The following is a 22,468-nucleotide window of genomic DNA, read 5'->3' as shown; positions in this document are numbered from 1 at the left end:
GGCCACTAAAAGCTTCGCGGGCAAGCTCCGCTCCCACAGTTTCCAGTCACCGCCGCTACACATCCGCCGATAAAAACCCTATATAATGTGCGCTTTTCGCCTTCCCGAAACCGAGGAACCTTAGTGAGCACGCTGCCACCCTGCCCGAAATGCAATTCCGAATTCACCTACGAAGACGGCACCCAGCTGGTCTGCCCGGAATGCGCCCATGAATGGTCCGCCGGCGGCGAAGCCGAGACCGCCAGCGACGACGCCGTGAAAAAGGACTCCGTGGGCAACGTCCTGCAAGACGGCGATACCATCACCGTGATCAAGGACCTGAAGGTCAAGGGCACCTCCCTGGTGGTCAAGGTCGGCACCAAGGTCAAGAACATCCGCCTGTGCGATGGTGACCATGATATCGACTGCAAGATCGACGGCATCGGCCCGATGAAGCTCAAGTCCGAGTTCGTCAGAAAGGTCTAAGCCCCCAACGCTGCAATTCTTGTGGGAGCCGGCTTGCCGGCAATGAGGCCCTTGAGCCATACAGCGACCCAGCGGACGCTATCGCCGGCAAGCCGGCTCCCACAATGCTCCGCGCCGACCCTGGTTGCGACGCCCGGCTCAGGAGCGCGTCTAGCGCCACACCACCTCGCCTTCGTTGACCTCAGACAAATCCCCCCGCAGAAAACCCGACAATCGGCCAATAGGCACTTGCTATTCTACGAATAAGAATTATTCTCATTGATACCCATCAAGGAGATGAGAACATGACTTATTTGATCGATGCCTGGCTGGACCGCCCACACCCTTACCTGCGCATCCTGCATCGGGAAACGGGGGAAGTCTGTGCGGTGCTGGAAGAAGATGCCTTGAACGAGCTGCAGGAGCAGGGCGACCTGGACGTCAGCGGCCTGAGTTCCAGCGAACCGCTGGTGCTCAAGGAGCTGGTGCGCAATCTGTTTCTGTTCTGCTATGCACGGGCGTTGCGCCCGACGGAAGACCTGAACAGCAAGCTGCGGGTGTGACGGGAATAGCTGTCTCAATGCCCCCCCCCGGACAGGACGGGCCGCAGACTTGTGGAATACCACTCCAGACAGCATCTGGACCTTGTGGAATGCCTACCCAGACAGCATCTGGAACTTGTGGAAGCCTACCCAGACAGCATCTGGAGCTTGTGGAATGCCTACCCAGACAGCATCTGGACCTTGTCTTGTGGGAGCGGAGCTTGCCCGCGAAGAGGCCAGTGGACCGCTACAAAGCTTCGCGGGCAAGCACCGCTCCCACACAAGCACCGCCCCAACACAGAGGCAGTTCGTATTACAGAACGTCGAGCAGTTCGACGTCGAACACCAGCACGCTGTGCGGCGGAATGCTACCGACGCCCTGGGCGCCGTAAGCCAGTTCGCTCGGCACATACAGACGCCATTTGCTACCGGCGTTCATCAGTTGCAGCGCCTCGGTCCAGCCGGCGATCACGCCGCCGACCGGGAATTCGGCTGGCTGGCCGCGCTCGTAGGAGCTGTCGAACACGGTGCCGTCGATCAGGGTGCCGTGGTAGTGAGTGCGCACGCTGTCCTCACGGGAAGGCTTGGCACCCTCGCCCTGGGTCAGCACTTCGAACTGCAGGCCGGAAGCCAGGGTGGTGATCCCTTCGCGCTTGGCGTTTTCCGCCAGGAATGCCAGACCGGCACCCGCCGCGGCTTCAGCCTTGGCAGCGGCCTCAGCCTGCATGACTTCGCGGATCACCTTGAAGCTGGCGGACAGCTCTTCCTGGCCCACGCGGCTTGGCTTGCCGTGAAAGGCGTCGGTCAGGCCGGCCAGGATCGCATCGAGGCTCACGCCCGGTGGCGGGTTATCACGCAGTTGGTCACCCAACTGACGGCCGATACCGTAGCTGACGCGGGTTTCGTCGGTGGACAGATTTACTTCGGACATAACACTGCTCCGCTGTGGGCTGCGACGGGAAATACCGGTTGAACCTGGTATCGCCCCATGCACCCGGAACCAAAAAGGGCCAGCAGACTAGCACACAAGCACCGCGGGGTCAGTGCTTGGTCAGCTTGTCCAGGTAGCCCATCGCAAAGGCCGACACGACAAAGGTCATGTGAATGATCACATACCATTGCAGGTGCACCGGATCGACGTTCTTGGCGTCCATGAACACCCGCAGCAGGTGAATCGAGGAGATCGCCACGATGGACGCCGCCACCTTCATCTTCAGCGAGGTGGAGTCCATCTTGCCCAGCCAACTGAGCTTTTCCTTGCCCTCATCGATGTCCATCTGCGACACGAAGTTCTCGTAGCCGGAAATCATCACCATCACCAGCAAGCCACCCACCAGCGCCATGTCGATCAGCGACAACAGCACCAGGATCAGGTCGGCCTCAGCCATGGCAAACACGTTGGGGATAACGTGAAACACTTCCTGGAAGAATTTCAGCGCCAGGGCCAGCAGGCCCAGGGACAGGCCGAGGTAAATGGGCGCCAGCAACCAGCGCGAGGCATACATCGTATTTTCGATAAAACGTTCCATGGATCTCATACCAACTGAAAATGGCCGCGAGTATACCAGCGCCAAAACCCAAGGGAAAAAGCCCCCGCGGGTGCTCGTTCAACATTGGGACAACGGCGCCGCGACGATTTTCTGCTAGTGTCGGCATCAACGACATCGCGTGTGCACTGTGTACAGGAAAACTGAACAATGGATTTGCGACTTCCCCTGGGTTGCCTCGGGCTATCGGTGGCTCTGCTGGTGAGCGGCTGTTCCCCCAAAGACAAGCAACACCCCACCAGCCTCGAGGAAAGGACCGCGCAGTTCGAAAAAACCCTCGACACCCTGCAGGACCCCAAGCTCAAAGATGCCGTGGCCGACCTTGGCGGTTCGCTGCTGTTGCTCGAACGGGCCCGCCTGCGCCTGCGCGACAAGCCCATCGAAACCGAATACAGCGACGATGCCCTGGCACTGCTCAAGCACTACCCCAGCCCGCAGGCCCTGGCCGACACCTATATCAACGGCCTCTTCGTGCTGCGCAAGAGCGCAAGCTCCGACTACCTGACCGACCTGCAGCCGATCTTTCCGTTCAGCTTCAACTACCCCACCGAATTCCCGTTTCCCCACGCCCTGGAATGGCAGTCGGTGACCCTGAGCAACCAACAAGTGATCCCCTTCCAGCCCGAATGGTCGGAAACCGATCCCGGGATCCAACTGAGCCCCTCCAGCTCGAACACGACCAACCCCGACGACCTGACGATCACCTACCCGTACGTCGAAGGCATGGAAGTCGACTCGAAAAAACAACCGCAGCCCCTGACCCTGCATGGCAAGGTCGAGGTGATCGCCCCGCGCAAGGTAGTGACCTTCAACCTGACCCGCCAGGACGTCGGCAAACTGCAAAGCAGCGACAACATCAGCCTGACCCTGGTGTCGCTGGACAAGAACAATGCCGAAATCGAACTGAATAGCAGCGCCGCGCAAGCGCCCCAGGTCGGCGACACCCCGCTCAACCCACTGATCGTCCAGGCCATGGACAACACCGGACAATTTCTTTCACGTGCCGGCGCGATCAACGAAAACACCGCGCAGATTGCCTTCTACCAGAAGCAACTGGACGAAATGCTTAAACAGAAGACCTGGAGCGACAGCTTCGAGAAAAAACTCGACGACGAGCAAAAGGCCTTCGAGGCGAAGCAGACCAGCCACTACACCCGGGTCTACTTCAACGGCATGATCGACAAGCTGGAAATCAGCGTGATGGATTTTTCCGGTGCCACGGTCAACCGCAAGGAGCTGGACCTGCCGGTGCGCGAGTTCGACAACACCACCAGCAAGGATATCCAGCCGCTGCCCATGCCGGTGGTGGTCTACGACGACCAGGCGGCCAGCTATCTCAAGAACGCCAACCTGGATGCCGAGAAGCTGAAAAAGAGCGTGATCATCAGCCAGTCGGTGGACGATGCCAGCGCGGCGAGTATCGAGTTCGACCACCCCAAGACCTTCAACGATGAGTTGCTCGGCACGCCGACCGCCCCCGTCGACAGCCCGGTGACCTTCTTCACCGAAGACGACCAAGGCAAGCGCGGCGAGCCCCTGGAACTGCCCACCGAGGCCTTCGAGGTCAACCCGCTGGAAGGCACCATCACCTACGACCTGAACCTGTTCCCGGAAACGCCGGCCTATGCCGTCGGCTCGATGCCCTTGTTCCTGGCCGACATCCAGAAAAACACCCTTGACGCCCAGCAGTTGCCTGCCGGCCTGGAGCTCAAGGGCAACGCCCTGATCGTCGACCAGAAGCGCTTCCCCGCCGAGGCCTGGCGTTTCTACGCCAAGGACGACAGCGGCAACTACCTCAAGGAAATCATCGCCACCAGCCATAGCGACAAGATCGACTCGCCGCCGGTCTACGACGTGCACTATTTCTACGGGCAACCGACCCGGCTGGAAAGCTACCAGCGCACGGCCTTGAACACCATCGAGTACGGTTTCGAGGTCAAGCTCGACAAGGCCCAGGTCTCAGGCCCAGCCGAATGATCCTCCCGGAACCGGCGCCTAGTGTTCCAGGCCTCTGCCTCGCGTGCCGTTGATCTCCCGTAGCTGGGCCTGCAAATGCAGGCTCCAGATCTGCGGATCCTCGGCCAGCTGATAGCCATGCAAGGTCAGGCTTTCGACAATCGACTCGAGGATGGACTCGGCCACGAGCGAGCCATGGAACGGCCCCTGGGCCTTGATGGCCGAGGGCTGTTCACCGGCCATTCCGGCGGCGAACAGCAGGGTCCACATTCCATTATCGCCGGCAATCGGGCGAATACAGCATTCGATACGGGTCACAAGACCCAGGCATTGGCGGGTAAGACAAAGGTTGCGCGGCATGGCGGCGACCCTCGGTAGATCCTGTCTTCAGCCTCCGGTGGGAGGTTGCATCGGTCCAGTGACTACAGTGGATGTCCTTGCCCAGAGAATAGAATAAAACCACGGGCAGCAAGCATTTGCAGGACCAACGGGCGTCAGCTTGGCATGCGCCAAAGCATTGACTCCCACAAGTCCGAACCTTATCGCAGACTTTCGACATACGCTAAACACTGTGGGAGCCGGCTTGTCGGCGATGGCGGCCGATCAGGCGATGCAAGATTCACCGACCTCATCGCCGACACGGCTCCTACAGGGACCGTGTCGGCCTTGAGCATTGGAGCAATGCCCCCTACAACACGGTCCGCCCCTGGATCAGGACGGTTTGACCTCCGCCAGCGCCTGCTCGGCCGCCTCTTTCTCCGCCTCCTTGAGGTCATCCTCGCTGATCATCTCGGCGATCACCCGCAGGCGTTCCACCACCCGCGCATTGACGCTGCCCTCCGGGAACTGCCCATCGGCATCCGGCTCACCCGCCGGCTCGCCCACCAGCAGGCTCAATGCCTCGTCGGCCTGGCGCACCGCATAGACGTGGAACTGCCCGGCTCGCACCGCCTGCAACACACGCTCATCGAGCATCAGGGTGGCGACGTTCGCCTGGGGAATGATCGCCCCCTGCTCGCCGGTCAGACCACGAGCCTCACAGAGCCGGAAGAAGCCTTCGATCTTCTCGTTGACCCCGCCCACCGCCTGCACTTCGCCGAACTGGTTGATCGAACCGGTGATAGCAAAACACTGCTTGAGCGGGGTTTTCGACAAGGCCGAAATCAGCGTGCAGGCCTCGCCCAGGGACGCACTGTCGCCGTCGACATAACCATAGGACTGCTCCAGGGCGATACTCGCGGAAATCGCCAGGGGGAATTCCTGGGCATAACGGCTGCCCAGGTAACCGGTGAGGATCATTACGCCTTTGGAGTGGATCGGCTGGCCAAGGTTGACCTCGCGCTCGATATCGACGATCCCGCTGCCGCCCGGGTACACCGTGGCGGAAATCCGCGCCGGCACGCCGAAGGCCGAATCGCCGACCTCCAGCACCGTCAGCCCGTTGCACTTGCCCACGGCCGCGCCCGCGGTGTCGATCAGGATGATCCCCGCCAGCATATCGTCGAGAATCCGCGCCGAGACCCGCCCGGTGCGAGTGGCCTTGGCCTTGAGCGCCCGCTCGATGTGACCGGCATCGGTCATCTCGTCATTGGCCAGGTGGCGAATGAAATCCGCCTCGCTGACCAACTGGAACAGATCGCCGATCCGCGCCGACAACCGCCCCTGGTGCTCGGCCAGGCGCGCGCTGTAAGTCGCCAGGCGTGCCACCGCATCGGCGGTCAGCGGTGCCATGCCCTCTTCCGAAGTGCGGGTCTTGAGCAACTGGGCAAACTGCTCCAGGCTCTCGTCGACCATGGGAATGTCTTCGTCGAAGTCCACCAGCACGCGGAACATCTCCTGGAAGTCCGGATCCAGGTCCTGCAACGTGTAGTACAACTGGCGGGCACCGATGATGATGACCTTGACCTGCAACGGGATCATCTGCGGCGTCAGGGTCACGGTAGCCAGGCGTCCCAGCTCACCGAGCGGCGACTCCATCTTCAGCTTGCGCGATTGCAGGGCACGCTTGAGCGCATCCCAGACAAAGGGCTCGCTGAGCATCTTCTCGGCTTCGAGAATCAGGAAGCCGCCGTTGGCCCGGTGCAAGGCACCGGGGCGCAACTGCCGATAGGTGGTGTAGAGCGCGCCCTGATCGGTGCTGTACTCGATGCGACCGAACAGGTTGTCGTAGGTCGGGTGCGGTTCGAAGACCACCGGCGCACCGCCATTGAGCGGTTGCCCCACCACCAGGCTCGGGGCGTACTGCTCTTCCAGCAGCTTGCGGGCCACGGCGTCGGTCTTGCTGTCGTCGACCAACTGCTCGACCACGGTTTTCAGCAGGTAGACCTGCATGGCTTGCAGGTAACCGCAAACCGCGGCGTTCTCCGCGTATTTTTCCGACAACGGCGCCAGCAAGGGTTGCAGGGCCAGGGTGATGGTTTCTTCGTTCAACTGGCGCAGTTGATTGCTCGACTCGCGCTTCCATTGCGGCAGGCTGGCGAGCTCCTCGTTGAGGCGCTCCTCCAGGTCGGCGATATCGGTATGGAAACGTTCACGCTCGGCTTCCGGCAACTGGGCGAACTCCGCCTCGTCCAGAGCCTTGCCTTCGCTCATCGGGGTAAAGGCGATATTGCTGCTGTCGCGATACAGCGCGACTTCCTTCTCCAGCGCCAGGCGCTCGATCACATCCAGGGCGCGGTCGTAACGCTGGTTGAAGGCGCGGTCGATGGCGCTCTTCTTCTGCTGGTAGGACGGGTGCTCGAACACCGCAGGAAAGGTCGCCAACAGGTTGTCGATCAAACCATTGATATCGGTGATGAACGCGCCCGCCTCGCCCGCTGGCAACTCCAGCGCCCGTGGCTCGCGAGGTTCGTCGAAATTATTGACATAGACCCAGTCGGACGGGGTCTGTAGGCGTTTTCCTTCGGCTTTCAGATAGCGTTTGACGAACGAGAAACGCCCGGTACCGGGCTCGCCCATGACAAACACGTTGTAACCGGGGCGCGGCATCGCCACGCCGAACTGCAAGGCTTCAACAGCACGTTCCTGGCCAAGCACACCGCGAAAAGGCTCCAGATCATTGGTGGTAGAGAAGCTGAACTGTTCAGCGGAAAAAGGACGGGTCAGCGCATCAGGCGCTAGTCGCAAGCTGGCAGCAACAGAATCAGGCATCGGGCTTCCTTACATCAGGCGGGGCAGATGAAAGCATTCTGGCGCTCGCCATACCTGACTGGCAAGGCGAGCGAGGGCTGAATCGCTACGGCGTGGCAAAAGTCCTCAGACAGGGACTACAAACACTTTCTCTCATTCACATCAGGAAAAAACAATGGAACCCTGGGAACCTGCCTAAACTCCAACGTGCGAGGCTGGATTGATAACCAGCCTACTGGCCCTGAACCAGGCCAGATCCCCTTGTCATTGGCACGCACATAAAGAGAACAAAGCTATGAAACGGATTCTTCTGGGTACTCTCTTCACGGTTGCCTCCCTCAATGCCATGGCCCAGGCGCCAGGCGGGCCGGATTGCGGCTGGGGTAACATGCTGTTCAAGGGCCAGCGCGGCACTCCCGCCCACATCCTGGCGTCCACCACCAACGGCACCTCGGGCAACGCCACCTTCGGCATGACCTCCGGCACCAACGGCTGCTCCACCCGTGACTCGCTGACCTATGGCGGGCGCTCCTGGATCGCCATGAACGGCATGATGAACGAACTCTCCGAAGACATGGCCAAGGGCCAGGGCGAAGCCCTGACCACCTACGCCGTGGTCCTTGGTGTAGCCCCGGAAGACCGCGAACATTTCGCGGCCGTCACCCACGAGCACTTCCAGCAGATCTTCAGCAAGGCTGACGTGACCGCCGACGATGTGCACACCAATACCCTCGCGGTCCTGAAAAGCGATCCGCGCCTGGCCAAGTACGCGACCCAGGCTTAAGCTCGACCCGCCCGCTCCTTTCGGGGCGGGCTTCGTGTGCGTTGCCTCTTTTCGCCTGACAACAGTTGCCCACCATGCTCAAACGCCTTGCCTACCTGGCGCTCTGTGCCTGCGCCCCGCTGTACGCCGCACCGCACCTCGACACCCAGCGTTTGCAGCAATTGGCCCATGACCCGTTCTGGATTTCCCTCGGCCATTATGAAACCGCCAAGCTCGGCGGCTGGCGCAGCTATGTCAGTGACAAAAAATATTTCCTCGCCGCCGACGGTGCCCATCACCCGGACGCGGAACTGCAAGCCACCGTCGACGCGCTCTATGCCCCGGCCGGCCTCGGCAACCAGCATCCCCAGTGTGTCTATCCGGCCCGCACGCGCTGGCTCAAGGCGCAACTGCAACTGACCGACCTACCCGTCCCGGACTGCGCGGAATTCAAGCAGTGGTTCAAGGATGTCGCGCCCCACAGCACAGTGATGATCTTTCCGGCGGCCTACCTGAACAGCCCGTCGTCGATGTTCGGCCATACCTTGCTGCGTATCGACCCGGCCGGTGTGCAGCGCGACCAAACCGCCCTGCTCAGCTACGCGATCAACTTCGGCGCCTATATCGAAGGTTCCGACAACAGCATCCTCTATGCCTGGAAAGGCCTGGCGGGTGGCTACCCGGGCCTGTTCGCCCTGGTGCCCTACCAGGAAAAACTCTCCGAATACCGCAGCCTGGAGAACCGCGACCTGTGGGAATACCGGCTGAACCTGACCCCCGAAGAAACCCAGCGCATGGTCGAACATGTCTGGGAGTTGAAGCAGATCCAGTTCGACTACTTCTTCTTCGATGAAAACTGCTCCTACCGCCTGCTGGAACTGCTGCAGGTGGCGCGCCCGAGCCTGCACCTGACTGAACAGTTTCCGCTGACCGCAATTCCCACCGACACCGTCAAGGCAGTGAAAGACGCCGGATTGGTGGAAAGAATCGACTACCGGCCATCCCGCGAGCGTGAACTGCTGGAACGGGCCAAACCGCTGAATCCGGAAGAACAGCAATGGGTACTGAAAGTCAGTGGCGATGCGCAGCAACTGCAATCAAGCGGTTTCAAGCAACTGCCAAAGGCTCGCCAGGCACTGATCATCGACGCCGCCTATCGGCTGGAGCGCTACCGGGCCAATGGCCAGGAGCGTGATCCGGTGCAGGCTCAACGCAGCTTCGAGCTGCTGCGGGCGATCAACCGCAACCCGCCGCCGGACCTGCGGATCGAACGTCCGGGCCTGCCGGAAAACGGTCATGAATCACGCACCTGGCAAGCCGGGATCGGCACCCGCGGCAGCCAGGCGTTCGGCGAATACGGCTTGCGCATGGCCTATCACGACCTCACCGACAACGCCGAGAGTTTTCCCCTCGGCGCGCAGATAGAAATCCTGCAAATGAAACTGCGCCAGTACGAAGGCAATCACTGGCAGTTGCGGCAACTGGACCTGGCGACCATTCGTTCGCTGACGCCACGCAATGCGCTGTTGCAACCGTGGTCGTGGCAAGTCACCGGCGGCCTGGAGCGGGTGCCGGGCCGGCACGACGACCAGACCCTGGTCAGCCATGTGAATGGCGGCGCGGGGGGCACCTGGCAATTGGCCGACGATGTGCTGGGCTTTGCCTTGGGCACCGTGCGGGTCGAGCACAATGCCGACTTCGCGGCGGTTGTTTCGCCGGCGGCGGGGTTCGACAGCGGTCTGTTGTGGAAAACCCCGCTGGGCAACCTGAGCCTGGAAGCCAAGGGTGACTACTTCACCAATGGCGAAGTCCGCCGCAGCCTGAGCCTCAATCAGCAATGGGAACTGTCGCGCAACCTGGGCCTGCGCCTGAGCGCCCAGCGCGAGTTCAGCAAGCTGGCGACGCCGGAGAACGAGGTGATGCTGGAAGTGAAGTGGTATCACTATTGAGCGGCGCCCAAGGACCTCATCGCCAGCAAGCTGGCTCCTACAGGGGGCCATGTCCAGGCAGCATTTGGTATTCCACGCGGACTGCCAGCGGACGCTACTCACACCCTGGGTTCGGCTGCCCCGACTCGCGCAGCAGCAACTCGCCATGCCGTCGCAGGCAGCGCTCGTAATCGCGCCTGGCCATATTGTCGATGCTGATATTGCCCACCGCCTCCGGCGCCGTCCGCTCGCCGAAGCGGATATCCACCAGCGGCACCTCGGGCCGCAACTGAAACAGTCTGGGCGACTTCTCGTCAGACGTCTGCACCTGAGTCGCCACTGGCAACTGCTCCGGCGTTACGCCATAACGGCCCAGCAAGGAACTCTCAGGTAATGGCTCGCCCACGGCGACACAGGCGGACAAGGTCAGGCCGACACCCACGCCCTGGGTTTTGAAACAACTCATACACAACGCTCGCTTTCTTTGACTACCATCGTTCCCCACGCGCCTGCGCTGGGCTGAAACACCCGGCGTAGAGCACCCGGTGCCGCATGACCCTACAATAAAAAAGAACGACCGCCGATCGAAAAATTTACCACCCGGGCTCACAAACCGCTTATTGCCCCCGCTCCAGGCCCGAATCAGCGAACCTTGAGCCCCGTTCGAAAAACCGACACGGTGCGGATCCAACCACCACAGGTCGCTTACGGATATACCGGCAAACCCAAACCCTGCGAGCATGCACCGATACCCATGCACGGGAGAGCAGCATGAGCCGCGCCTTCGTCAACGAGGACAACGCCGCCGCCCAGGCCGAACAGCCGGTGGAGCGCCAGGTCAGTACCCAGCCCAATTACGTCACCCCACGGGGCCTGGCGCAATTGCACGCGCGTGTCGCGGCGCTACAAGCCGAATACGGCCAGCAAAGCGCCCTGGGCGAGGCGGCCGACAAACAGCGCCAGGCCGATATCGAGCGCGACCTGCGTTACTTCAATCAACGCCTGTCCAGCGCCCAGCTCGCCGCACCGGCGACCTCCACCGAGGTGGTACAGATCGGCAGTCGCGTGACCTTCGCCAACGAACAGGATGAAGAACAACAGGTGCAGTTGGTCGGCGAGGACGAGGCGGATGCCCCGCGCGGCTTGATCAATTGGGGCTCGCCCCTGGGTCGGGCGCTGCTGGGTGCGCGCCTGGGCGATGAAGTGCTGTGGAAGCGACCGGCGGGGGATCAGTTGATCGAAATCGTGCGGATCGAACCGGCTTAGCGGCACGCAATAAAAAACAGAGCCCCGAAGGACATGATGCCATTCCGTCAAGGGCATTTGAGGCGTAGCGCGGTCTTGTGGCGAGCGGGCTCGCCCGCGCTGGGGCGCGAAGCGCCCCTCAAGTCAGTGACTTCATTGTGTCAGGCAGAACGCAGTCGCAGGCTTCAGGGCTGCTTTGCAGCCCAGCGCGGGCAAGCCCGCTCGCCACAAATATCGGTCAGACTCAAGATCGCTCTTAACCGACAGGCGTGAGCCCCGAAGGGCTCCGCTTTTCAAGCACCGACCCGATCAGGCCAGTTTCTTGTGCCGTACACGGTGCGGCTGGGCCGCGGCATCACCGAGGCGCTTCTTGCGATCGGCTTCGTACTCGGTGTAGTTGCCTTCGAAGAACACCGCCTGCGAATCGTCTTCATACGCCAGGATGTGCGTCGCCACCCGGTCCAGGAACCACCGATCGTGGGAGATCACAATCGCCGCGCCCGGGAAGTCCAGCAGGGCTTCTTCCAGGGAACGCAGGGTTTCCACATCGAGGTCGTTGGACGGTTCGTCGAGCAGCAGGACGTTGCCGCCCTCTTTCAAGGTCAACGCCAGGTGCAGGCGCCCACGCTCACCACCGGACAGGTCCTTGACGAACTTCTGCTGGTCGCCGCCCTTGAAGTTGAAGCGGCCCACATAAGTGCGCGATGGAATCTCATAGTTGCCGATACGGATCTGGTCGGAACCGTCGGAAATCTGCTGGAACACCGTCTTGCTGCCGTCGAGGTCGTCGCGGCTCTGATCCACACAGGCCAACTGCACGGTTTCACCGACTTCGATGCTGCCCGAGTCCGGGGTTTCCTTGCCCATCAGCATGCGGAACAGGGTCGACTTACCGGCACCGTTACCCCCGATCACGCCGACAATCGCGCCCTTGGGCATGCTGAACGACAGGTTGTCGATCAGTACGCGGTCACCATAGCCCTTGCTGACGTTCTTGAATTCGATGACTTTGTCGCCCAGGCGCGGACCGGCCGGGATGTAGATTTCGTTGGTCTCGCTGCGCTTCTGGAATTCCTGCGACTGCATTTCTTCGAAACGCTGCAGACGGGCCTTGGATTTCGACTGACGAGCCTTGGCGCCTTTGCGCACCCACTCCAGTTCTTCCTTCATGGCCTTTTCATGGGCCGACTGCTGCTTGGATTCAGCGGCCAGACGGTCGGACTTGGCTTCCAGCCAACCCGAGTAGTTGCCTTCGTACGGGATACCGGCGCCACGGTCGAGTTCGAGAATCCAACCGGCGACGTTGTCCAGGAAGTAACGGTCGTGGGTAATCGCCACCACGGTACCCGGGAAATCGTGCAGGAAGTGCTCCAGCCAGGCCACGGAATCGGCATCCAGGTGGTTGGTCGGTTCGTCGAGCAGCAGCATGTCCGGGGCCGACAGCAATAGGCGGCACAGGGCCACGCGGCGCTTCTCACCACCAGACAGGTGTTCGACCTTGGCATCCCAGGCCGGCAGGCGCAGCGCATCGGCGGCGACTTCCAGCTGGCGCTCCAGGTTGTGGCCGTCGCTGGCCTGCAGGATTGCCTCGAGCTTGGCTTGTTCGGCGGCCAGCTTGTCGAAATCGGCATCGGGGTCGGCGTAGGCGGCGTAGACTTCATCCAGGCGCGCCTGGGCGTCCTTGATCACGCTGACCGCTTCCTCGACCACTTCACGCACGGTCTTGCTCGGATCGAGCTGCGGCTCCTGGGGCAGGTAGCCGACATTCAGCTCAGGCATCGGCCGGGCTTCACCGTCAAACTCGGTGTCGACACCCGCCATGATTTTCAGCAAAGTGGATTTACCCGAACCGTTCAAGCCGAGCACGCCGATCTTGGCGCCCGGGAAAAACGACAGGGAGATGTTTTTCAGGATTTCCCGCTTCGGCGGAACAACTTTGCTCAGCCGATGCATGGTGAAGACGTATTGAGCCATGGAGAACCTAGCGTCAGTGACGGATGAATAAAGGCGCGAGCGGTACCCGCAGTGAACAGGCCCCGTGTGTCAGCCAAGAGTTCAATCCATGGCCGCACCGGTCGATACCCTTGCAAAGGGAGCGTGAATTGCTGGCGCGTAACCGGTAAAACTACCTGAATGCGGCAGACAGGGCAAACCGCTCGGCCGAACAGGACTGGCACTTTGCCACAACTCAAGGCATGCTAGCCGCCCTTCGGGCGTCCGGCTTATAGTGCATGTCGCGCCAATCCAGCCCAACCGCAGGATCACAGTTTGACCAACGCCAATCCGCCATCGTCCGCGCGCGCAGCCAGCCCTGTCTCGGCTACCCCCCTGCGCGGGACACTCAAAGGCATACTGGCCACGCTAGTGCTGTTACTGCTCGCCCTGCTGTTTTGGCAACTGATCGATCAATTCCAGCAAACCCGCCAGTTGCAGCGCCAGAATAGCATCGACGCCAGTGCCGAGCTGGCCGAACACGTCAGCCTGAACATGGCGCTCACCGCGCAGATCGCCCTCAATCTGCTGCCGATCTTCGACAAACCCAATAACCGCGCAGAACTGCAGGCCTTGCTCGACCGGGTACGCGTGTCGATGCCGGACCTGCAAAGCATCGCCCTGCTCGACGACAAGGGCGCGCTGATCAGCGACAGCGCCGCCGACAGCCATGACGCGGCCTTCCTCGCCGAACAGGTCAAGCACAGCAACCGCAAACAGGCCTACTACTTCACCAATGACGATCGCGGCTCGGCCATTCACCTGCTGTTGCAGCAAGCCAGCGGCGAGAGCAACGGCTATTGGGTCCTGCGCCTGTCGCCCCGACTGTTCCAGGACCTCACTCGCCAGGGCAACCAGGACCCGGGCGCCAGTTGGCTGATCGAAAACCGCAACGACCACCTGGTGATCAGCCGGGACGATGACATTGCCCCCACGCCTGTGCTGCTGAACCCCGACGAAGACGCCAACAGCGTGCTGGTGGCGCCCTTGTCCAACAGCGACTGGCAACTGCGCGGCCTGTTCGATCCGCGCAAGGTGATCGAGGATCTGCTGCCGGCCCTGATCGGCAAGTGCCTGCTGGGGCTGGGACTGTCGCTGCTGCCGGTGCTGGCGCTGCTCAACATGCGCCGACGCCAGCGCCAGGTCACCGAAGGACGCCGGCGTTACCAGGATATTTTCGAAGGCACCGGTGTTGCCCTGTGCGTCCTCGACCTGTCCGGGCTGCCGGGCTTTCTCGAACAGCATCACCTGCTGGACAGCGAGTCACTCAAGCAGTGGATCGCCCATGACCCCGAGCACCGCCGGCTGTTGTTGCAGGAACTGCGGGTCACCGAGATCAACCTGGTGGCCCTGCGCCTGCTCAGTGTCGACTGCCGCGAAAGCGCCTGGGCCAGCCTGATCGAAGGCTCCCCGAGCAATGCCGCCGGTATCGGCTACCCGCTGGTCGAAGCACTGCTCAACCATCAGAGCCAGCTGGAACTGGAGATCAAGCTGACCGACGCCCACGGCCAGGATCAGCACCTGTGGTTGGTGCTGCGCCTGCCGCAAGACCCTGGCGATTATCAGGCCGTGATCCTCAGTATCACCGATATCACCAGCCGCAAGCTGATCGAACTGTCGCTGCTCGAACGCGAGGGCTTCTGGTCGGATGTGGTGCGTACCGTGCCGGATCACCTGTATGTGCAGGATGTGATCAGCCAGCGGATGATCTTCAGCAACCACCACCTGGGCCAGACCCTCGGCTACAACAAGACCGAACTGCACCAGATGGGCGAGTACTTCTGGGAGATCCTGCTGCACCCCGAAGACGCCGAGCACTACCATCGCCTGCGCCAGCAGCAGCGCCATGCCGGTTACAGCCAGTTGCTCCAGTGCCAACTGCGTTTCCGCCATCGCGACGAGCACTGGCGGCACTTCGAGGTCCGCGAGCAGGCCCTGGCCCGGGACAAGTACGACCAGGTCACGCGCATCATCGGCGTGGCCAAGGACGTCACCGACCAGATCGAGGCCAGCGAATCCCTGCGCGACAGCGAGAAACGCTACCGGATGCTCGCCGAAAGCATCAGCGACGTGATTTTCTCCACCGACAGCCGACTGAGCCTCAATTACGTCAGCCCGTCGGTCCATGCGGTGCTCGGCTACGAAGTCGACTGGGTGTTCCAGCATGGCTGGCAGTCGACCATTGCCAACCCGCAGCAACTCAATGGCATCTACCTGTTGATGGAGCGGGTCAACAAGGCGCTGGACAAACCCGAGGAACTGGCCGAGCTTCGCGAACAGGTGCAGACCCAGTTATTCCTGTTCGACTGCCTGAAGGCCGACGGACGCAAGATCCCCATCGAATTGCGCCTGGTATTGGTATGGGACGAGCACGGCGCCTTCGAAGGCATCCTCGGCGTCGGCCGCGACATCAGCCAGCAGCGCCGCGCGGAAAAAGACCTGCGCATGGCCGCGACGGTTTTCGAGCACTCGACCTCGGCGATCCTGATCACCGACCCGGCCGGCTACATTGTCCAGGCCAACGAAGCGTTCAGCCGGGTCAGCGGCTACGCCGTGGCCGACGTGCTGGACCAGTTGCCGAGCCTGCTCACCGTCGACGACCAGCAGGAAGCCCACCTGCGTTATGTGCTCAAGCAACTGGAGCAGCACAACACCTGGGAAGGCGAAGTCTGGCTCAAGCGCCGTAACGGCGAGCACTATCCGGCCTGGGTCGGCATCACCGCGGTGCTCGATGATGAAGGCGACCTGGCCAGCTACGTGTGCTTCTTCACCGACATCAGCGAGCGCAAGGCCAGCGAACAACGGATTCACCGCCTGGCCTACTACGACGCCCTGACCCACCTGCCCAACCGCACGCTGTTCCAGGACCGCCTGCACACCGCGCTGCAACAGGCCGAACGGCAGAAGTCCTGGGTGGTGCTGATGTTCCTCGACCTGGACCGCTTCAAGCCGATCAACGACTCCCTGGGCCACGCCGCCGGCGACCGCATGCTCAAGGAAATGGCCACCCGCCTGCTGGCCTGCGTGGCCGACGACGATACCGTGGCGCGCATGGGTGGCGACGAGTTCACCCTCCTGCTGCAACCGCGAGCCACCCGGGAAATGGCCTTGAACCGGGCTATCAATGTCGCCGAGCAGATTCTCACCAGCCTGGTGACGCCGTTCGTGCTTGAAGGCCGCGAGTTCTTCGTCACCGCCAGTATCGGCATCGCCCTGAGCCCGCAGGATGGCAGCGAGCTCAGCCAGTTGATGAAAAACGCCGACACCGCGATGTACCACGCCAAGGAACGCGGCAAGAACAACTTCCAGTTCTACCAGGCCGACATGAACGCCAGCGCCCTGGAGCGCCTGGAGCTGGAGAGCGACCTGCGCCATGCCCTGGAGCAGAACGAATTCGTGCTGTATTACCAACCGCAGTTCAGCGGTGACGGCAAACGCCTGACCGGTGCCGAAGCCCTGCTGCGCTGGCGCCACCCACGGCGCGGACTGGTGCCGCCGGGGGATTTCATCCCGGTCCTGGAAGAGCTGGGGCTGGTGGTGGATGTCGGTGACTGGGTCCTGACCGAAGCCTGCCGTCAACTCAAGGCCTGGCACCTGGCCAAGGTGCGAGTGCCCAAGGTCTCGGTGAATATCTCGGCGAGGCAGTTCTCCGATGGCCAGTTGGGCACGCGGATCGCCACCATTCTCAGGGAGACCGGTGTATCGCCGGCCTGCCTGGAGCTGGAACTGACCGAAAGTATCCTGATGCGCGAAGTCAGCGAGGCCATGCTGATTCTTGCCGGTCTCAAGAATCTCGGACTGAGCATCGCCGTGGACGATTTCGGCACCGGTTACTCGTCGCTGAACTACCTCAAGCAGTTCCCCATCGACGTGCTGAAAATCGACCGCACCTTCGTCGATGGCCTGCCGTCGGGCGAACAGGATGCGCAGATCGCCCGGGCAATCATCGCCATGGCCCACAGCCTGAACCTGGCGGTGATCGCCGAAGGCGTGGAAACCCACGAGCAGCTCGACTTCCTGCGCGAGCACGGTTGCGACGAAGTGCAGGGCTACCTGTTCGGCCGACCGATGGCGCCCAATCGCTTTGAAGCGCAGTTCAGCAATGATGCGCTGTTCATGTTCGACTGAAGTCCCGCGGTGCCTGGCCTGGCGCCTTCGCGGGCAAGCTCCGCTCCCACAGGGTTTGAGTCAAGCCTGAGTCGTGTGCACGACGGAAAACTCGTGGGAGCGGAGCTTGCCCGCGAAGGCGTCAGTTCAGGCACCCAAAATCCCAAGTGAGCGCCGCTTATCTGCGACATGATGCCCTTTCATATGCCAGATAAAACCCATTGGGTTAGAATGGCTTCTTTTCTGCCCCCCGATCCTTGAGGACCGCCATGTTCAGCCGTGATTTGACTATTGCCAAGTACGACGCCGATCTCTTTGCCGCCATGGAGCAAGAAGCTCAGCGCCAGGAAGAGCACATCGAGCTGATCGCCTCGGAAAACTACACCAGCCCCGCGGTGATGGAAGCCCAGGGCTCGGTCCTGACCAACAAGTACGCCGAAGGCTACCCGGGCAAGCGTTACTACGGCGGCTGCGAATACGTCGACGTGGTTGAACAGCTGGCCATCGACCGCGCCAAGCAACTGTTCGGCGCCGATTACGCCAACGTCCAGCCACACGCCGGTTCCCAAGCCAACTCGGCGGTCTACCTGGCCCTGCTGCAAGGCGGCGACACCATCCTGGGCATGAGCCTGGCCCACGGCGGTCACCTGACCCACGGCGCCAGCGTCTCCTCCTCCGGCAAGCTGTACAACGCCGTGCAGTACGGCATCGACGCCAACGGCCTGATCGACTACGACGAAGTCGAGCGCCTGGCGGTCGAGCACAAGCCGAAAATGATCGTGGCCGGTTTCTCCGCCTACTCGCAGATCCTCGACTTCCCACGTTTCCGCGCCATCGCTGACAAGGTCGGTGCCTACCTGTTCGTCGACATGGCCCACGTGGCCGGTCTGGTTGCCGCCGGTGTCTACCCGAACCCGGTGCCGTTCGCCGACGTGGTCACCACCACCACCCACAAGACCCTGCGCGGTCCACGTGGCGGCCTGATCCTCGCGCGTGCCAACGCCGAGATCGAGAAAAAGCTGAACTCCGCAGTGTTCCCGGGCGCCCAGGGTGGCCCGCTGGAACACGTGATCGCGGCCAAGGCGATCTGCTTCAAGGAAGCCCTGCAGCCTGAGTTCAAGGCCTACCAGGAACAAGTGGTGAAGAACGCCCAGGCCATGGCCGAAGTGTTCATCAAGCGCGGTTTCGACGTGGTTTCCGGCGGTACCAAGAACCACCTGTTCCTGCTCTCGCTGATCAAGCAGGACATCTCCGGCAAAGACGCCGACGCCGCCCTGGGCAAGGCGTTCATCACCGTGAACAAGAACTCGGTGCCGAACGACCCACGCTCGCCGTTCGTCACCTCCGGCCTGCGTTTCGGTACCCCGGCTGTCACCACCCGTGGCTTCAAGGAAACCGAATGCCGCGAACTGGCCGGCTGGATCTGCGACATCCTGGCTGACCTGAACAACGAAGCGGTGATCGACGCCGTTCGGGCGAAGGTCAAGGCCATCTGCGCCAAGCTGCCGGTTTACGGCGCTTAATCAGCCCGTATCCCGCCGCCATAAAAGAGCCCGGTCAGCGATGACCGGGCTTTTTTTCGCCTGGAGAAAATCCGCCGTCCGCCCCCCCGTGGCAAAGCAGCGACTTACGCTGGAACATCTTTTTTGTGGGAGCCGGCTTGCCGGCGATGAAGCCAGTCACTCTTGCATCGCCTGATCCGCCGCCATCACCAGCAAGCCGGCGCCTACAGGACCGGCACCACTGGTCAGACCGGTCCAACCAATTTTGCGAAAACCCCTTGTGATTCCGGAAAAATCGGGCGTAGACTGGCCTCGCACTGGACATACCGGTAAGACCACAACAATTAAGTTCCGAAGCTGCGGCCACCGGCCCGGATCACGGAACGCCGACCAGGATCCTCCCCATGCTCAGATGGTGCTCGCGTTCGATTTTCCTTCAGGTTGTCCTTGGACTGGTGCTCGGCATCATCTGCGGACTCGCCCTTCCCGAATTCTCCGTCCAACTCAAACCCCTCGGCGACGGCTTTATCAAGCTGATCAAGATGCTGATCGGACTGATCGTCTTCTGCGTGGTGGTCAGCGGCATATCCGGTGCCGGCGACCTGAAGAAAGTCGGGCGGATCGGCCTCAAATCGGTAATCTACTTCGAAATCCTGACCACCATCGCCCTGTTGATCGGGCTGGTCCTGGCCTTCTCCACCGGCATCGGCAGCGGTGCCAACATTCATCTGGAGCAGCTGTCCAAGGTGGCCCTGGGCGACCTCGCCGACCGCGGCCAGCACCTGCGCGGGACCACGCAGTTCCTGATGGAACTGATCCCCAATTCGGTGATCGGCGCCTTTGCCGACAACAACATTCTCCAGGTCCTGCTGTTCTCCGTGTTGTTCGGCAGCGCCCTGAACCTGGTGGGCGAGTCGGCGTCGGGGATCTCCCGCTTGATCAATGAGCTGAGCCACGTGATCTTCCGCATCATGGGCATGATCGTGCGCCTGGCGCCACTCGGCGTCTTCGGCGCCATCGCCTTCACCACCAGCACCTACGGCCTGGAGTCGCTGCGCCAACTGGGCAGCCTGGTGGCGCTGTTCTACGTGACCTGCCTGACCTTCGTGCTGGTGATCCTCGGTCTGGTGATGCGCCTGTCCGGCCTGCGGATCCTGCCCTTCCTCAAGTACCTGCGCGAAGAACTGCTGATCGTGATGGGCACCGCCTCCTCGGATGCCGTGTTGCCGCAGGTGATGCGCAAGCTCGAACACTTGGGGATAGGCAGTTCGACAGTGGGCCTGGTGATCCCGACCGGCTACTCGTTCAACCTGGACGGTTTCTCGATCTACCTGACCCTGGCCATCGTCTTTATCGCCAACGCCACCGGCACCCCGCTGGCGTTGACCGACCTGCTGACCATCCTGCTGGTGTCGCTGATCACCTCCAAGGGCGCCCACGGGATTCCCGGTTCGGCCCTGGTGATCCTCGCCGCCACCCTGACCGCCATCCCGGCGATTCCGGTGGTCGGGCTGGTGTTGGTGCTGGCCGTCGACTGGTTCATGGGCATCGGCCGGGCCATGACCAACCTGATCGGCAACTGCGTGGCGACCGTGGCCATCGCCCGTTGGGAAAAGGACATTGACGTGCAACGGGCCCACAAGGTCCTCGATGGCCAGCAAGGTTATGCCTTTACGCCGAGAAAGCCGGCAACACCGGCTCATCAGCAGGATTTTTGATGCGCGGCGCCCGGGAACGGGCGCTGATACCGGCCCCGGGCCCGCGAAACAAGTGCTGGACTGGGGCCGTAGCCTGACCGTTTTATCTGGGAGCGAACCGTGATTACCTCGTCAACCGTCGTCAATTCAGTCGTGGAAAAACTCCGGGCCGCTCTGGCCCGGGGCCAATGGCGCCACGGTGAGATGCTGCCGGGCCAGCGTGAACTGGCCGAACAGCTGGGCATCAGTCGCCCGAGCCTGCGCGAAGCGGTGACCGTACTGGAAACCCTCGGCCTGGTGCGCTCGATGCCGGGCAAAGGGGTGGTGGTGCTCGATGCCGCCCCCAGCGAAACCGCCACCGCCCATAGCGGCGTGGCCGACGCCAGTCTCGAAGATGTACTGCAACTGCGCTACACCCTGGAGCCGTTTATCGTCGGGCTGGTGGCGCAATCGATCAGCAGCAAGGAGGTCGGCCAGTTGCGCCTGACCCTGATGGACATGCGCGAAGCCCTGGAGGCCAACGACAGCGAAGCCGGGATGAACGCCTATATCGCCTTCCATGAAGAGCTGTTCGCCCTGACCTCCAACCCGATCTTCCAGAACGTGGTGCAGCAGACCAGCAATGCCCTCAAGCAGAGCGCCGAGGTGCTGCGCAACTCACCGGAACACCTGGCCGAACGCCTGCTGGAAAACGAAGCCGTGGTGCGCGCCATCCGCAACAAGAACAGCGCCCTGGCCAGCGCGGAAATGCGTCGGCACATCCTCCAGGAGGGCCGGCGCATGGGCATCGAACTCACCATCCCGGACGACCATCTGGGCAGTACCGAGCAATAAACCACCCGCCAAGGGGAGACCGGATATGAACAGCGTTGCGATACCCCTGCCCTTCACCGCCCGGCGTGCCGTAGTACCGTCACCGCGCCTGGTTGTCAGCGCCGAGACACTCTACGCCCAGGTGTTCGAGGACATCCTCGAGCGCCAGTTTGCCGAGGGTTTGAGTGAGGAGGTGCTGATGCGCGCTTATGGCGCCGGCCGTAACCAGGTGCGACGCGTGATGACCCGCCTGGCGCGGCAACAGGTCATTCTTGCCCGCCCCAACCAACGAGCCCGGGTCGCCGAACCCGACGCCGAACAGATCCGCCAGACCCTGCAGGCGCGGCGATTGGCGGAGACCAGCGTTATCGAGTTGGTTTGCGCCAGGGCTGGCGGAGCAATTCTCGAGCCGCTCCGCGCGCTGGTTGCCCGAGAACGCCAGCATGCCGAAGCTGGCCGGCAGAGCACGGCGACCCGACTCGGTGGCGAGTTTCATCTGGAGTTGGCCAGGCTGGCTGGCAACGCGCCCCTGGCGCACTTTCTCGGTGGGCTGGTGCCATTGACCGGATTGGCCCTGGCGCAACATTCGCCGCATAGCGCGGATTGGCGGGTGCGTGAGGCTATCGTCAATGCCGTGGAGAACGGCGATGCAGGGAGCGGCGTCGAGCGGCTGACGGAGTATCTGGATCGGCTTGCTGTCTTGCAGTGGGCCTGAGTCCGCCAAAAGCTTCGCGGGCAAGCTCCGCTCCCACAGGGTATTCAGGTGCCTGCAAACGCTCGGTTCGCCACGGGCTGCGGGTCGA

The 22,468-nt window shown here is 62.0% G+C and carries 17 protein-coding genes; 11 read left to right on the top strand and 6 right to left on the bottom strand.

Annotated features, from left to right (window positions below; translation table 11 throughout):
• The first annotated feature begins 123 nt into the window (after positions 1-123).
• Entirely contained in the window at positions 124-465 is a 342-nt protein-coding gene (locus M5B99_RS14540) for a zinc ribbon domain-containing protein YjdM (protein WP_248804663.1), read from the top strand.
• Positions 466-749: 284 nt separating this feature from the next.
• Positions 750-1,007: a hypothetical protein gene (locus tag M5B99_RS14535; protein WP_248804662.1), complete on the top strand. Its 258-nt coding sequence runs from the start codon at positions 750-752 to the stop codon at positions 1,005-1,007.
• 292 nt (positions 1,008-1,299) lie between these two features.
• Here the strand turns inward: M5B99_RS14535 and M5B99_RS14530 are convergent, their stop codons facing one another.
• A complete protein-coding gene (locus M5B99_RS14530; protein ID WP_248804661.1) occupies positions 1,300-1,917 on the bottom strand; it encodes an FKBP-type peptidyl-prolyl cis-trans isomerase in 618 nt (205 codons plus the stop codon).
• A gap of 109 nt (positions 1,918-2,026) precedes the next feature.
• Positions 2,027-2,515, bottom strand: a complete 489-nt coding sequence (locus M5B99_RS14525) for a TIGR00645 family protein (RefSeq protein ID WP_103497050.1) — start codon at positions 2,513-2,515, stop codon at positions 2,027-2,029.
• Between the two features lie 168 nt (positions 2,516-2,683).
• On the opposite strand from M5B99_RS14525, the gene M5B99_RS14520 reads away from it, so the two are divergent.
• Complete coding sequence (locus tag M5B99_RS14520; protein ID WP_248804660.1) at positions 2,684-4,510, top strand: hypothetical protein; 1,827 nt, start codon at positions 2,684-2,686, stop codon at positions 4,508-4,510.
• An 18-nt stretch (positions 4,511-4,528) separates the two neighbouring features.
• Here M5B99_RS14520 and M5B99_RS14515 read toward each other — a convergent pair whose 3' ends face one another.
• Positions 4,529-4,849, bottom strand: a complete 321-nt coding sequence (locus M5B99_RS14515) for a hypothetical protein (protein ID WP_248804659.1) — start codon at positions 4,847-4,849, stop codon at positions 4,529-4,531.
• A gap of 351 nt (positions 4,850-5,200) precedes the next feature.
• On the bottom strand, positions 5,201-7,639 hold the full coding sequence (locus M5B99_RS14510; RefSeq protein WP_248804658.1) for a Lon protease family protein: 2,439 nt from the start codon (positions 7,637-7,639) through the stop codon (positions 5,201-5,203).
• A gap of 274 nt (positions 7,640-7,913) precedes the next feature.
• On the opposite strand from M5B99_RS14510, the gene M5B99_RS14505 reads away from it, so the two are divergent.
• Complete coding sequence (locus M5B99_RS14505) at positions 7,914-8,402, top strand: DUF3015 domain-containing protein (RefSeq protein ID WP_248804657.1); 489 nt, start codon at positions 7,914-7,916, stop codon at positions 8,400-8,402.
• Between the two features lie 74 nt (positions 8,403-8,476).
• Positions 8,477-10,330 carry a DUF4105 domain-containing protein gene (locus tag M5B99_RS14500; RefSeq protein ID WP_248804656.1) on the top strand — a complete coding sequence of 618 codons (1,854 nt, stop codon included), beginning with the start codon at positions 8,477-8,479 and terminating at the stop codon, positions 10,328-10,330.
• A 94-nt stretch (positions 10,331-10,424) separates the two neighbouring features.
• On the opposite strand, the gene M5B99_RS14495 is transcribed toward M5B99_RS14500, so the two are convergent.
• The gene (locus tag M5B99_RS14495) at positions 10,425-10,775 is read right to left on the bottom strand and encodes a hypothetical protein (protein WP_248804655.1); all 351 of its coding nucleotides are present in this window, start codon (positions 10,773-10,775) and stop codon (positions 10,425-10,427) included.
• Between the two features lie 305 nt (positions 10,776-11,080).
• Here M5B99_RS14495 and M5B99_RS14490 point away from each other — a divergent pair, with 305 nt between their 5' ends.
• A complete protein-coding gene (locus M5B99_RS14490; RefSeq protein ID WP_248804654.1) occupies positions 11,081-11,575 on the top strand; it encodes a GreA/GreB family elongation factor in 495 nt (164 codons plus the stop codon).
• A gap of 288 nt (positions 11,576-11,863) precedes the next feature.
• Here M5B99_RS14490 and ettA read toward each other — a convergent pair whose 3' ends face one another.
• The gene (ettA, locus tag M5B99_RS14485) at positions 11,864-13,528 is read right to left on the bottom strand and encodes an energy-dependent translational throttle protein EttA (RefSeq protein WP_248804653.1); all 1,665 of its coding nucleotides are present in this window, start codon (positions 13,526-13,528) and stop codon (positions 11,864-11,866) included.
• A 294-nt stretch (positions 13,529-13,822) separates the two neighbouring features.
• On the opposite strand from ettA, the gene M5B99_RS14480 reads away from it, so the two are divergent.
• From M5B99_RS14480 to M5B99_RS14460, 5 genes are all read left to right on the top strand, one after another.
• Positions 13,823-17,674 (top strand): bifunctional diguanylate cyclase/phosphodiesterase, encoded by a 3,852-nt coding sequence (locus tag M5B99_RS14480; RefSeq protein ID WP_248804652.1) that lies wholly within the window; start codon positions 13,823-13,825, stop codon positions 17,672-17,674.
• A 248-nt stretch (positions 17,675-17,922) separates the two neighbouring features.
• On the top strand, positions 17,923-19,176 hold the full coding sequence (gene glyA / locus M5B99_RS14475; protein WP_248804651.1) for a serine hydroxymethyltransferase: 1,254 nt from the start codon (positions 17,923-17,925) through the stop codon (positions 19,174-19,176).
• 383 nt (positions 19,177-19,559) lie between these two features.
• Positions 19,560-20,873, top strand: a complete 1,314-nt coding sequence (locus M5B99_RS14470; RefSeq protein WP_248804650.1) for a C4-dicarboxylate transporter DctA — start codon at positions 19,560-19,562, stop codon at positions 20,871-20,873.
• Positions 20,874-20,972: 99 nt separating this feature from the next.
• The gene (locus M5B99_RS14465; protein ID WP_248804649.1) at positions 20,973-21,686 is read left to right on the top strand and encodes a FadR/GntR family transcriptional regulator; all 714 of its coding nucleotides are present in this window, start codon (positions 20,973-20,975) and stop codon (positions 21,684-21,686) included.
• A 25-nt stretch (positions 21,687-21,711) separates the two neighbouring features.
• Entirely contained in the window at positions 21,712-22,380 is a 669-nt protein-coding gene (locus M5B99_RS14460) for a GntR family transcriptional regulator (protein WP_248804648.1), read from the top strand.
• The last annotated feature ends 88 nt before the right edge of the window (positions 22,381-22,468 follow it).

The organism is Pseudomonas sp. MWU13-2100 (assembly GCF_023242365.1).
Taxonomy (GTDB): Bacteria; Pseudomonadota; Gammaproteobacteria; order Pseudomonadales; family Pseudomonadaceae; genus Aquipseudomonas.
Note: the sequence above shows the minus strand (reverse complement) of the source record. Positions and strands in the feature narration are given on the sequence as shown.